The 12760-nt window shown below is 68.4% G+C and carries 13 protein-coding genes; 6 read left to right on the top strand and 7 right to left on the bottom strand.

What is annotated here, in order from left to right:
• Positions 1-20: 20 nt before the first annotated feature.
• The gene (locus VGZ32_RS01125) at positions 21-965 is read right to left on the bottom strand and encodes a BMP family ABC transporter substrate-binding protein (RefSeq protein ID WP_326883853.1); all 945 of its coding nucleotides are present in this window, start codon (positions 963-965) and stop codon (positions 21-23) included.
• On the opposite strand from VGZ32_RS01125, the gene VGZ32_RS01120 reads away from it, so the two are divergent.
• The gene (locus VGZ32_RS01120; protein ID WP_326883852.1) at positions 958-1107 is read left to right on the top strand and encodes a hypothetical protein; all 150 of its coding nucleotides are present in this window, start codon (positions 958-960) and stop codon (positions 1105-1107) included. The two genes, VGZ32_RS01125 and VGZ32_RS01120, sit on opposite strands and share 8 nt — an antisense overlap.
• 276 nt (positions 1108-1383) lie before the next feature.
• Here the strand turns inward: VGZ32_RS01120 and VGZ32_RS01115 are convergent, their stop codons facing one another.
• The 3 genes from VGZ32_RS01115 to VGZ32_RS01105 form a co-directional block, all read right to left on the bottom strand.
• Positions 1384-1989 carry a Fic family protein gene (locus VGZ32_RS01115; RefSeq protein WP_326883869.1) on the bottom strand — a complete coding sequence of 202 codons (606 nt, stop codon included), beginning with the start codon at positions 1987-1989 and terminating at the stop codon, positions 1384-1386.
• 343 nt (positions 1990-2332) lie between these two features.
• Positions 2333-3688 (bottom strand): amidohydrolase, encoded by a 1356-nt coding sequence (locus tag VGZ32_RS01110; RefSeq protein ID WP_326883851.1) that lies wholly within the window; start codon positions 3686-3688, stop codon positions 2333-2335.
• 104 nt (positions 3689-3792) lie between these two features.
• Positions 3793-5385, bottom strand: coding sequence for an acyl-CoA mutase large subunit family protein (locus VGZ32_RS01105; protein WP_326883850.1), 1593 nt, complete (start codon positions 5383-5385; stop codon positions 3793-3795).
• Positions 5386-5671: 286 nt separating this feature from the next.
• On the opposite strand from VGZ32_RS01105, the gene sdhC reads away from it, so the two are divergent.
• From sdhC to VGZ32_RS01080, 5 genes are all read left to right on the top strand, one after another.
• The gene (gene sdhC, locus VGZ32_RS01100) at positions 5672-6097 is read left to right on the top strand and encodes a succinate dehydrogenase, cytochrome b556 subunit (protein ID WP_326883849.1); all 426 of its coding nucleotides are present in this window, start codon (positions 5672-5674) and stop codon (positions 6095-6097) included.
• A gap of 8 nt (positions 6098-6105) precedes the next feature.
• Complete coding sequence (locus tag VGZ32_RS01095; protein WP_326883848.1) at positions 6106-6561, top strand: succinate dehydrogenase hydrophobic membrane anchor subunit; 456 nt, start codon at positions 6106-6108, stop codon at positions 6559-6561.
• Between the two features lie 12 nt (positions 6562-6573).
• Positions 6574-8349 carry a succinate dehydrogenase flavoprotein subunit gene (gene sdhA / locus VGZ32_RS01090; protein ID WP_326883847.1) on the top strand — a complete coding sequence of 592 codons (1776 nt, stop codon included), beginning with the start codon at positions 6574-6576 and terminating at the stop codon, positions 8347-8349.
• The gene (locus VGZ32_RS01085) at positions 8349-9140 is read left to right on the top strand and encodes a succinate dehydrogenase iron-sulfur subunit (protein ID WP_326883846.1); all 792 of its coding nucleotides are present in this window, start codon (positions 8349-8351) and stop codon (positions 9138-9140) included. The genes sdhA and VGZ32_RS01085 overlap by 1 nt, the downstream gene beginning before the upstream one ends.
• 100 nt (positions 9141-9240) lie before the next feature.
• Positions 9241-10278, top strand: a complete 1038-nt coding sequence (locus VGZ32_RS01080; protein WP_326883845.1) for a squalene cyclase — start codon at positions 9241-9243, stop codon at positions 10276-10278.
• Here the strand turns inward: VGZ32_RS01080 and VGZ32_RS01075 are convergent.
• The 3 genes from VGZ32_RS01075 to trpS all read right to left on the bottom strand — a co-directional run bounded on the left by VGZ32_RS01075 (position 10214) and on the right by trpS (position 12734).
• A complete protein-coding gene (locus VGZ32_RS01075; RefSeq protein ID WP_326883844.1) occupies positions 10214-10948 on the bottom strand; it encodes a phosphatase PAP2 family protein in 735 nt (244 codons plus the stop codon). The two genes, VGZ32_RS01080 and VGZ32_RS01075, sit on opposite strands and share 65 nt — an antisense overlap.
• Positions 10949-11067: 119 nt before the next feature.
• Entirely contained in the window at positions 11068-11607 is a 540-nt protein-coding gene (locus VGZ32_RS01070) for a 2'-5' RNA ligase family protein (protein WP_326883843.1), read from the bottom strand.
• Positions 11604-12734: a tryptophan--tRNA ligase gene (trpS, locus tag VGZ32_RS01065; RefSeq protein WP_326883842.1), complete on the bottom strand. Its 1131-nt coding sequence runs from the start codon at positions 12732-12734 to the stop codon at positions 11604-11606. The genes VGZ32_RS01070 and trpS overlap by 4 nt, the downstream gene beginning before the upstream one ends.
• Positions 12735-12760: the final 26 nt, after the last annotated feature.

Below are 12760 nucleotides of genomic sequence, written 5' to 3'. Positions count from 1 at the left end.
CGCCCCGTTAATGCGCGCGCTCAGCTGGTCGGCTGCGCCTTAGAGGTGATCGTGATAGTGCCGTTGATGATGTTCTGCTTCACCGTGGCCAGCTCGCTCTGCAGGGAGGCGGGGACCTTGGAGGCGAAGTCGTGGTAGTCCGCGAGGCCGGTGCCGCCGTTGGCCAGCGTGCCGATGTACGCGGTCTCGCTGAAGTTGCCCGCGGAGGAGTCCTCGACGGTCTTGGTCACCGCGTCGGCGATGCCCTTGAGAACAGAGGTGAGGATCACCGAGCAGTAGTTCGCGGCCGAGACGCAGCCGTCGGTGTCGACCCAGATCGCCGTCAGCGAGCCGTTGGACTGCTGGGCCGCGGCCAGCGCGCCGAGTCCGGTGCCGCCGGCCACCGGGAAGATGATGTCCGCTCCCTGGCTTACGAAGCCGCTGGTCAGCTGCTTACCGGCGTTCTGGTCGGTAAAGGAGTTGGCGAACGAGCCCTGCTGCGTGGTCTCGTTCCAGCCGAGCACTTGGACGCTGGTGCTGTGCTGCTTGTTGTAGTACTGGACGCCCTCCCAGAAGCCGTCCATGTAGACCGTCACCGGTCCGATGTTCAGACCGCCGAAGGTGGCGACCTTGCCCGACTTGCTCATGCCGGCCGCCAGGTACCCGCCGAGGAAGGCGCCCTGCGCGGTGTTGAACTCAAGGCCCTTGACGTTCGGCGTGATGGAGTTGGAGTCGACGATGGCGAACTTCTGGCTGCCGTGCGAGGCCGCGGCGGACTTCGTGGCGTCGCCCATCAGGCCGCCGACCGTGACCACGAGGTTGCAGCTCTGCGAGACCAGCGAGTTGATGTTCGGCACGTAGTCGTTCTCGGTGGTGGACTGGACGTAGCGCACCTTCGCCTTGCCGTCGGACTGCGCCTTCTGCATGCCCGCCCACGCCGCCGCGTTGAACGAGTGGTCGTCGATACCCCCGGTGTCGGTGACCATACACGCGCTGAAGCTGCTCGAGCTAGACGCGGTTGACGACGAGCCGGAACTGCTGACCGGCTTCGAGCCGCAAGCTGCGGCGAGACCGACCGCCGCGAGCGCCGCCGTCATCTTGATGGCCTTCTTCACCAAAGCCTCCTGAGGAAAGATTGTGCGGCACGGGGCGGCCGACTCAGCGAGAATAGATCGCTGGGACGGAGGATTCGGGCGGAGTCTTTCCCCGCGATGGGGACCGCAACGGCTCCGACGGGAACCCGAGATGAAACCGTGATGCGCTCGAACTCGGCCATGCAGCCAGCATCCGCCGGCGGTCAGGGGTGGAGCACCCCGGGTGACTGTAAACGGGCTAATCACGGGCCGAGCGGACCAGCGGTGGCCAGGCGGGGCTTAGCCCGATCGACTCGGCATTCCGCAGTGCCTACGAAGCTTCCGGATCTTCGGGTGTGACGAGCCGGGCCCGCATCCACGGATAGGGGTCCTTTAGCGGCTCGCGGCGGGCCCTGCGGCGTTGCTGAATCTCATGGAGCGGCTCACCGGCGGTGTAGTAGCGGCCCTGGCCGTTGCCATGCGGAGTAAGGACGCCCGCGCTCGCCAGCGCGGCGAGATCCCTGCTGCCGGTCCGTTCCTCAAGACCAGTGCGTTTGAGGTAAGTGCTTCTGCGCACGCGGTACCCAAGAACCGCTTCGAACATCGCGTCGGTCGCACGATCCGGGAGTCCATGCTGTGCGACGAGTTCGTCCAGCTCCGTCCACGTGAGCCCGGCCTCACCGACGCGTTGTGCGACGGTCTGCGCCTGCATGTGGTGAGCGCGCAGGTTGAACGACACCGAGAGATTCGCGTCGTCACGGGGGTTCCATCGACCGTGACCGGTAAGCGCGAGCACGGCGTAGTAGTCCTCGGTGTTCGCGCCGAGCCATTCCTCGATGCTCGAGAACTCGGGTTCGCCGATGTCCGATCTCGCCAGCACCGACGTAGCGAGGGCTCGCGCCATCCTTCCGTTTCCGTCCCGGAACGGATGGATCATCGTCTGGGGAGCCGTCGACACACCGGGTCGATGTCGACGCGACGTCAGCCGATTTCGCAGCGCCGGGAGCCCCCGCAGCGCAGCGAGGAGGCGACCGGCGCGTGCCAGGCCGCGGAGCGGAGGGAGGGAGGGCGGGACTCAGTTCCGGCGAACGCCGGGCAAGCCGCAGGCGGCAGCGCGGGCGGACGGCCGAGCGTCAGTGAGGCCGGGAGCACGCGCGACACACGAGGCGACGGCTTCGACGGATCGCAGCTCTAGGGAGCTAACGCAGACCAGCGGGGCCGGGGAGCCGGGGAAGTGAACTGCGGAGCTGGGCTGGGGAAGCGGCTACGGAGCGGACCGGCTAGCTGAGCAGGGCGGTGTGGGCGAAGAAGCGCACGCCGACGGCGATGGCCGACTCGTCCGCGAGGAAGGTGGGCTGGTGCAGGTCGCGGGGGGTCGGGTCGCCGGGGGTGCGTACGCCGAGCCTTGCCATGGCGCCGGGGATCTTCTGGAGGTACCAGGAGAAGTCTTCGCCGCCCATGGACTGCTCGACCGGGACGACGCCGTCGAGGCCGGCTGCCAGGTGGGCCGCTTCGCGCATGAGGTCGACCACGTGCTCGTCGTTGACCACCGGCGGGACTCCGCGCACATAGTTCAGCTCGGTCTTGGCTCCGTAGACCGAGGCCACCGCGTCGACCAGTTCCAGCAGGAGGTCCGGGGCGATCGCCCAGGCCCGCTGGTCCATTGCGCGCACCGTGCCGTGTGCCTCGCCGTACTGCGGGATCGCGTTCGCCGCGTGGCCCGCGTTGATCGCGCCCCACACCAGGGAGACCCCGGCGCGCGGGTCGATTCTGCGTGACAGCGCGGCGGGCAGCTCGGTGACCAGCGAGGCGAGGGCGTAGATCAGGTCGACCGTGAGGTGCGGACGCGAGGTGTGCCCGCCCGGGCCGCTGAGCTTGATCGCGATCTTGTCGCAGGCGGCGGTGAGCGGGCCCTCGCGCAGGCCGATGTGCCCGGCGTCCACCCGCGGATCGCAGTGCACGCCGATGATGCGCGCCACCCCGTCCAGCGCGCCGGCGTCGATCATGTCCAGCGCCCCGCCGGGCAGCACTTCCTCCGCCGGCTGGAAGATCAGCCGGACCGGGCGTGTCAGCCGTCCGGCGCGCGCCTCCTCGGCGAGGAAGAGCCCGGCGCCCAGCACGGTCGCGGTGTGGAGGTCGTGCCCGCACGCATGGGAGACACCCTCGACCGTGGAGCGGTATGGCAGGAGGTCGGACTCCTGGATCGGCAGCGCGTCGATGTCGGCGCGGATCGCCAGGCGGCCGTCCCAGTGCGCCGCGTGGTCGACCGCAGCGTCGAGGAACGCGTCGTGCAGCGCGACGCGGTCGAGGTGGATGTCGGTCAGGTGCGCGTGGTCGACGTCCGCGTCGTTGAAGGGCGCAAGATCGGCGCGGACGCGGACGCCCTCCACCGGATCGATGTCGCAGACCAGGCCGGCGCCGGTGGGGAGGGGTCGGGGGGCGAGACCGGCAGCTTCCAGGCGCTCGACCAGCCGCGCGGTAGTGCGCAGTTCCTTGCGGGCGAGCTCCGGGTGGGCGTGGATGTCCCGCCGGAATTCGATCAGCTCATCCTCCCGCTGGGCGAGGAATACCTCGAGCCGCGACGCGGGGTCTGCGGTCTCGTGGCGCTCGCTCTCCAGCGGAAGGATCAAATTCATTCGCCCACGATAGTCCGTACCACCTTGCGAAACCCAGAGATTCCGCTATATGAGAACTCGCGGACAACCAAGATGGTCCTAAAGTGCTATGCCGCCGTAGCCCGTTAGAACGCGTCCGAAGGAGTGTACGTCCCCCACACCGCGCGCAGGGCGTGCGAGACCTCACCGACGGTCGCCCGGGCCCGCAACGCCTGGCGCATTGGATACAAGACGTTGTCAGTGCCCGAAGCCGCTCGCTTCACCTCGTCGAGCGTCCGGTCCACTTCCGCCTGCGAACGGTCGGCGCGCAGCTTCGCCAGCCGCTCGGCCTGTTGGATCTCGATCGTCGGGTCGACCCGCAGCGGCTCATACGGCTCCTCCGCGTCCAGGGTGAACCGGTTGACGCCGACCACGACCCGCTTGCCGCTGTCGATCTCCTGGGTCACCTGGTAGGCCGAGCGCTCGATCTCGCCCTTCTGGAAGCCGTGCTCGATCGCGGCCACCGCGCCGCCCAGGTCTTCCACCCGTCGCATCAGGTCGGCGATCTCGGCTTCGAGCGCGTCGGTCATCGACTCCACGACGTACGAGCCGGCGAACGGGTCGACCGTCTTCGTCACGTCCGTCTCGTAGGCGATGACCTGCTGGGTCCGCAGGGCGAGACGCGCGGCCTTCTCGGTCGGAAGCGCGATCGCCTCGTCGAAGGAGTTCGTGTGCAGGGACTGGGTACCGCCGAGCACTGCGCCGAGGCCCTGCAGCGCCACCCGGACCATGTTCACCTCGGGCTGCTGCGCGGTCAGCTGCACGCCCGCCGTCTGCGTATGGAACCGCAGCATCTGCGACTTCGGGTCCTTCGCGCCGAATTCGTCCCGCATCACCCGCGCCCAGATGCGGCGGGCCGCGCGGAACTTGGCCACTTCCTCGAGCAGAGTCGTGCGCGCGACGAAGAAGAAGGAGAGGCGCGGCGCGAACTCATCGACGTCCAGGCCGGATTCGAGCGCCGCGCGCACATACGCGACCCCGTCGGCCAGGGTGAACGCGATCTCCTGCGCGGGCGTGGCCCCGGCCTCGGCCATGTGGTAGCCGGAGATGGAGATCGTGTTCCACTTCGGGATCTCGCGCTTGCAGTACCCGAACACGTCGGCGACCAGGCGGAGTGACGGTGCGGGCGGGAAGATGTACGTCCCGCGCGCGATGTACTCCTTGAGGATGTCGTTCTGGATGGTGCCGGTGAGCGCGGACGGCGCGGCGCCCTGTTCCTCCGCGACCAGCTGGTAGAGCAGCAGCAGGATCGAGGCGGGCGCGTTGATCGTCATCGAGGTGGACACCTTGTCCAGCGGGATCCCGCCGAACAGGGTGCGCATGTCCTCGACCGAGTCGATCGCCACGCCGACCTTGCCGACCTCGCCGTGCGCGATCGGCTCGTCCGAGTCGTAGCCCATCTGGGTCGGCAGGTCGAAGGCCACCGACAGGCCGGTCGAGCCGGCCGCGATCAGCTGCTGGTAGCGGCGGTTGGACTCGGTCGCGGTGCCGAAGCCGGCGTACTGGCGCATCGTCCACGGGCGGCCGGTGTACATCGTCGGGTACACGCCGCGGGTGAACGGGTACGCGCCGGGCTCGCCCAGCCGCTGCCCCGGATCCCAGCCCTCGAGGTCGTCCGGGCCGTACACCGGCCGGATCGGAAGACCGGATTCGCTCAGGGGCGTCTGGTCGGAGGGCATTCGGCTACCTCGCGGGTCGTCGGCTCGAGTCGGTCCGCACCCGAGCGGGTTGCGGCCCTCCACGCGATTATCCCCGACCGCCGGTCACCCGCACACCCCCGCTGTCGTGCGAATCACACCGCCATCCGGTCCAATGTTGGGGCGGAATGTTCCGATTGTCCGATGCGAGATCGCTCACAGTGTCCGGTTTCGGCGGGATTGAGAGATCACCGGCCTGGTTAACCTGTCGCCGACGCGACCACCGGTGCGGCGCGCACACGAGCAGGGAAGGGGCTGGACGAGGCCCATGGCTATAACGACACCCAAGGCCGGCACAGGCGGGCGCCGCCAGGGGAAGCGAGGGACGCTCTATCGCGGCCGCGAGGGCATGTGGAGCTGGGTGGCCCACCGCATCACCGGCGTCCTGATCTTCTTCTTCCTGTTTGCCCACGTGCTCGACACCGCGCTGGTCCGGGTCTCCAAGTCCGACTACAACGCGGTGATCGACAGCTATAAGAACCCGATCACCAACTTCCTGGAGTACGGGCTGACCGCGGCGATCGTGTTCCACGCGTTCAACGGCCTGCGTGTCATCGCGGTGGACTTCTGGGCGAAGGGTCCGAAGTACCAGAAGCGGATGCTCTGGATCGTGGTCGGCGTCTGGGCCGCGCTGATGGCCGGGATGCTCTACCCGATCACCGCCCACTCCTGGCACACCATCTTCGGGAAGTAGGCCGCGCGATGACGACGACTCCGACGATCGAGGCGCCCCGTTCGCCGCGCACCGCGGGCACCGGCGGGAGCCAGCGGCTGCGTGGCCGGCGCACACCGCGCGCCACGCGCACCAACTTCGAGCTCTACAGCTGGCTGTTCATGCGGCTGTCCGGGCTGCTATTGACGTTCCTGGTGCTCGGCCACCTGTTCATCATGCTGGTGCTGGACGGCGGGGTCGAGAAGATCGACTTCGCCTTCGTCGCGGGCCGCTGGGCGTCGCCGTTCTGGCAGGTGTGGGACCTGCTCACGCTGTGGCTGGCCACCCTGCACGGCGTCAACGGCCTGCGCACCGTGATCAACGACTACGCGGAGCGCGATGGTTCCCGGCTCGCCCTCAAGGGGCTGCTCTACGCGGCCGCACTGCTGATGATCTTCCTCGGCAGCCTGGTCATCTTCACCTTCACCCCGAACGTCAAGGCCTGAGGCGAGCAAGACATGGCAAACGCGCAGATTCAACAGATCCATACGTATGACACCGTCATCGTCGGCGCGGGCGGCGCTGGCATGCGCGCCGCGCTCGAGGCCGGTACCCGCTCGCGCACCGCGGTGCTCACCAAGCTCTACCCGACCCGGTCGCACACCGGCGCGGCCCAGGGCGGCATGTGCGCCGCGCTGGCCAACGTCGAGGACGACAACTGGGAGTGGCACACCTTCGACACGGTCAAGGGCGGTGACTATCTAACCGATCAGGACGCCGCCGAGATCATGTGCAAGGAGGCGATCGACGCTGTCCTGGACCTGGAGAAGATGGGACTTCCCTTCTCCCGCACGCCTGAGGGGCGGATCGACCAGCGGCGCTTCGGCGGCCACACCCGCAACTACGGCGAGGCTGCGGTGCGCCGGTCCTGCTACGCGGCGGACCGCACCGGCCACATGATCCTCCAGACGCTTTATCAGAACTGCGTCAAGGAGGGCATCGAGTTCTACAACGAGTTCTATGTGCTCGATCTGCTTTTAGTGGAGGACGAGGGCGGGACGAGGCGGACGGCGGGCGTTGTCGCGTACGAGCTGGCGACCGGCGAGATCCACGTCTTCCGGGCCAAGGCAGTGGTGTTCGCCACCGGCGGCTTCGGGAAGGTGTTCAAGACCACCTCCAACGCGCACACCCTGACCGGCGACGGCATGGGCATCGCCTGGCGCAAGGGCCTGCCGCTGGAGGACATGGAGTTCTACCAGTTCCATCCGACCGGCCTGGCGGGTCTCGGCATCCTGCTCACCGAGGGGGCCCGCGGTGAGGGCGGCATTCTGCGCAACGCGGACGGCGAGCGGTTCATGGAGCGGTACGCCCCGACCATCAAGGACCTCGCGCCGCGCGACATCGTGGCCCGCTCGATGGTCCTCGAGGTGCGCGAGGGGCGGGGCGCTGGGCCGCACAAGGACTATGTGTACCTGGACCTGACGCACCTTCCGGCCGGGCAGATCGAGGAGAAGCTGCCGGACATCACCGAGTTCGCCCGCACCTACCTCGGCGTCGAGCCCACGACCGAGATGGTGCCGGTGTACCCGACCGCGCACTACGCGATGGGCGGGGTGCCGACCAACGTCGAGGCCGAAGTCCTGTGCGACAACAACACGGTCGTCGCCGGTTTGTACGCGGCAGGAGAGGTCGCGTGCGTGTCGGTGCACGGCTCAAACCGGCTCGGTACCAACTCGCTGCTCGACATCAACGTCTTCGGGCGAAGAGCAGGTATCGCGGCGGCGAAGTACACGCAGGACGCGCCGCTCGCGGAGCTGCCTGAGAACCCGGCCGGCTACGTCGTCGAGCTGATCGAGAACCTGCGCAACTCCACCGGCACCGAGAAGGTGGCGCAGATCCGCAAGGACCTGCAGGACACGATGGACAACAACGCGGGCGTCTACCGCAACGACACGACCCTCAAGCAGGCCTACGAGGACGTTAAGGCGCTCCAGGCCCGCTACAAGAACGTCGGCGTGCAGGACAAGGGCAAGCGTTTCAACACCGACCTGCTCGAGGCCGTCGAGCTCGGATTCCTGCTGGACCTGGCCGAGGTGCTGGTCGTGGGGGCGCGCAACCGCAAGGAGTCGCGCGGCGGGCATGCGCGCGAGGACTACCAGAAGCGCGACGACGTCAACTTCATGCAGCACACCATGGCGTACCGCGAGGCCGACGAGGACGGGTCCTACGCGATCCGGCTCGATTGGAAGCCCGTCGTCGTCACCCGCTATCAGCCGATGGAGCGCAAGTACTGATGGCCACCACAACGCTCGAGACCGCTGCCACCGGCGCCAGCGCTGCCGACGACGACGCGCCGCGGTTCCTCACGATCACCGTGCAGGTGCGCCGCTACAACCCGGACAGCGACGAGTCACGCTGGGACGAGTTCCAGGTCCAGGCGCTGCCCACCTGGCGGATCCTGGACGCGCTGCACGCGATCAAGTGGGAGCAGGACGGCTCGCTGACCTTCCGCCGCTCGTGCGCCCACGGCGTCTGCGGTTCGGACGCGATGCGCATCAACGGCCGCAACCGCCTGGCCTGCAAGTCGCTGGTGAAGGATCTGGTGTCGTTCGACAAGAAGACCGGCACCGCGAAGCCGATCACGGTCGAGCCGATCCAGGGCCTACCGGTGGTGAAGGACCTGGTGGTGGACATGGAGCCGTTTCTCCAGGCATACCGGGACGTCAAGCCGTTCCTCATCGCGCACGGCAACCAGCCGACCCGGGAACGGATCCAGTCGCAGAAGGACCGCGAGCGCTTCGACGACACCATCAAGTGCATCCTGTGCGCGGCCTGCACCACCTCGTGCCCGGTGTTCTGGACCGACGGCCAGTACTTCGGGCCCGCGGCGATCGTCAACGCGCACCGCTTCATCTTCGACAGCCGGGACGACGCCGCCGAGGAGCGCCTGGAGATCCTCAACGAGCGGGAGGGCGTGTGGCGCTGCCGCACCACGTTCAACTGCACCGAGGCCTGCCCGCGCGGGATCCAGATCACCCAGGCGATCGCCGAGGTCAAGCGGGCGCTCATCACTCGGCGGTTGTAGGGGCTCCGCAATCGCGTGCTGCGGGCCTAATGTCTGGCGTTGTCGTACGGCTGTGACATTGTCGTAGGGCTGCCGTTTCCCGTCAGGAGGCGAGGTCCGTATGGACGTCATCGAGTGGCTGCTGGACGGCGACCCGGCCATTCGCTGGCAGGTGCTGCGCGACCTCACCGACGCGCCCGAAGATCTCGTCGCGGCTGAACGCGCCCGCGTCGCCCACGAGGGCTGGGGTGCACGGCTGCTCGCCCTGCAACAGGGGAACGGCCAGTGGGAGGCGGGCGTCCCCGACTTCCCCTCCGCCGCCGCGGCGGACTGGTGGCGCTCGCTCGGCCCTGAGCGGCAAGGCACCCTCTTTCCGCTCTGGACCTCCACCACCTGGAGCCTGGCGCTGCTGCGGGCGTTCGGTCTCGATCCGGCCGGCCATGCGGCGCGGCGTGCCGTCGGGCTGGTCCATGCGCACGTGCGGTGGGAACACGACGGCGAGCCGTACTTCGCCGGCGAGGTGGAGCCGTGCATCAACGGCAGGGCCGTGGCGCTCGGAGCCTACTTCGGCGTCGATGTCGAGCCTGTCGTCACCCGCCTGCTCGGCGAGCAGATGAGCGACGGCGGCTGGAACTGCGAGCAGGAGAACGGATCGACGCGCGGATCGTTCCACACCACGATCGACGTGCTCGAGGGTCTGCTGGAGTTCGAGCGGGCGGCGGGCAACGTCCCGCAGGTGACCGCGGCTCGGGTGCGCGGCCAGGAATACCTCCTTGAGCGCAAGCTGCTTCGCAGTCTGTCGACCGGTCAGGTGATCGACTGGGATCGCAAGACCGAGGCACCCGCAGCCTGGACTCAGTTTTCTTATCCGACCTATTGGCACTACGACGTGCTGCGGGCGCTCGACTATCTGCGCGCGGCCGACGTCGTCCCCGGCTGGAGGGTCGCCGAGGCGATCGAGCTGGTCGGGTCCAAGCGCGACGCGGACGGCCGCTGGCCGCTTGAGAATCCCCACGCCGGCCGGCTGCACTTCGCGATGGACGAAGGCGAGGGAAAGCCGAGCCGGTGGAACACGCTGCGGGCCATGCGCGTGCTCAGGTGGTACGAGCAGGCTCCACGTTCGGGTTCTGCCGATTCCGGCCCAGCCGACGCCACGTGACGTCAGGCAACAGCGCAGCGCACAGCAGCGTCCAGCCCGTGCCGAGCAGCGCCCCGGCAACCACGTCGCTCGGGAAGTGCACGCCGAGGATCAGCCGGGAGATCGGTTCGACGATCGCGTACACCACGAGCACGGTGGTGGCCGCCCGCCGCACCGCGAGCGAGCCGATCAGCGGGACCACGGCGATGATCAGCGCGACCGCGAGCGCGCTCGACCCGGTGGCGTGGCCCGACGGGTACGTCGGACCTGTGTCGGCCATAACGGGCACGGGCCAGACGGGGCGGTGCCGTTTAAGCAGCTCCTTGACGATGTACGCGATCCCATAGGCACCGACCGAGGACGCCGCGAAGAAGTACGCACGCTGTTGGTCACGCCGCAGGTAGCAGACGACGGCGGCCAGGATGCCGCCGCCGAGAGCCACGGGCGGTTCGCCGAGGAAGGTGATGACCTTGGTGACCGACACCAGCGTCGCGTGCGCGAGGGCGAACGTGTGGATGCGGGCGTCCAGCGACTGGTCCGGGGAGTTGAACGCGTGCGCCGCGGTGAGGATCGTCACCAGCACGAAAACGGACAGTAAGCCGACCCCCCACGCGAGGCGGCGACGCCCCGCGGTGTCTGCGGGCGGCGCTACAGAGGGCTTGGTCGGCGCGAGGAGAGTCGGGAGCGCCATACCTCGACACTAACCGCGTTCACTTAAAGTCCGTCTAACATATGCGTGCCATTCGCTCGCACAGGCGAGCGCGATCACTCGCTCTTCGAGGTGAACTAGGACTTCTGGATGCGCCGCGCTCAGGCCGCGGCGCGGATCCCGGCAGGGAAGGCGAACGAACGCAGCGTGGTCCACGAGCCGTCCGACTCGCGGTGGTAGAGCCCGAACCCGGAGATCTCGAACTCGGCGCGGTATCCGGCCAGATCGGCCTGCGCGGCGTCGAGGACCGCCTGGTCGAGATCGTGGGCGACGGTGACGTGCGGGTGGTAGGGGAACTGGAGTTCGCGGTAGAGGACGCCGACGCGTACCTGCGCCTCAAGTTTGGCGCACTGCTCCTCGCCCTGCTCGACCTGCACGAAGACCACCTGGGAGACCGGCCGAAACGTCCCGGTCCCGCTCAGCGCCATCCGGAACGGACGCCCGCGCTCGGCGACCGCCTCGAGGTGCTTCTCGATCTCGGGCAGCGAGGCCTGGTCCACCTCGGTCGGCGGCAGCAGCGTGACGTGCACCGGCACGGTGTCGGACTGCGGATCCCCGTAGGCGGCGCGGCGGTCGCGCAACTCGCCGCCGTACGGTTCCGGTATCGCGAGAAGTATGCCGATCTCGGTCGGAGTGCTCATCGAGCCGGCGCGGCCGCCGGGGGCAGGAAACCGACGCGCTCGTAGACGGCGGCGAGTGTCGGTGCGGCCACGGCCCGCGCCCGCTCCGCCCCCTCGGCGAGCACGGCGTCGAGCTTGTCAGGTTCGGCCAGGAATGCCTCGGTGCGGTCCTTGAAGGCGCCGAAGGTGTCGACCACCACGTCGGCCAGATCCTTCTTCAGATCCCCGTAGCCGCGCCCGGCGTACGCGGTCTCGAGCTCGGCCACCGAGCGGCCGTCGAGCGCCGAGAAGATCCGCAGCAGGTTGGAGACGCCCGGCTTGTTCTCCTCGTCGTACCGGATCTCCCGCTCGGCGTCGGTCACCGCGGACTTGATCTTCTTGGCGTTGACCTTCGGGTCGGCCAGCAGTTCGATCAGCCCGGCCGGGGACTCGGCCGACTTGGACATCTTCGCCGTCGGGTTCTGCAGGTCGAGGATCTTCGCGGTGTCCTTGACGATGTACGGCTCGGGCACGGTCAGGGTCTTGCCGTACCGGCTGTTGAACCGCTGGGCCAGGTCGCGGGTCAGCTCCAGGTGCTGGCGCTGGTCCTCGCCCACGGGCACGTAGTTCGCGTGGTAGATCAGGATGTCCGCGGCCTGCAGGATCGGGTAGGTGAACAGCCCGACGGTGGCCGCGTTCGCGCCCTGCTTGGCGGTCTTGTCCTTGAACTGGGTCATCCGCGAGGCCTCGCCGAAGCCGGTGAGGCAGTTGAGCACCCAGGCCAGCTGGGCGTGCTCAGGCACGTGGCTCTGTACGAACACCGCGCTGCGCTGCGGGTCGATGCCCGCGGCCAGCAGCTGCGCGGCCGAGACCCGGGTGCGGCGGCGCAGCTCGGCCGGGTCCTGCTCGAGGGTGATCGCGTGCAGGTCGACGACCATGTAGAAGGCGTCGTAGTCGTCCTGCATCGCCGCCCAGTTGCGCACCGCACCCAGGTAGTTGCCGAGGTGGAACGAGTCGGCGGTCGGCTGGATGCCGCTCAGCACACGGGGCCGTGCCTGGCCGCGCCCGGATGTCGACACAGCGGATGTGGACACCGTTGATGTGGGCACAGCGGCGGCCCGGGCGTCGCCGGGCGCGGAATCCGAGGCGGAAGACTGGTCGGCGCGCATGTACACATTCTCGCAGACGCCTGCCC

The organism is Actinocrinis sp., assembly GCF_035938995.1.
Taxonomy (GTDB): domain Bacteria; phylum Actinomycetota; class Actinomycetes; order Streptomycetales; family Catenulisporaceae; genus DASZGI01.
The sequence above is the reverse complement of the archived record's forward strand: the minus strand, read 5'-3'. Positions and strand labels throughout refer to the sequence as shown.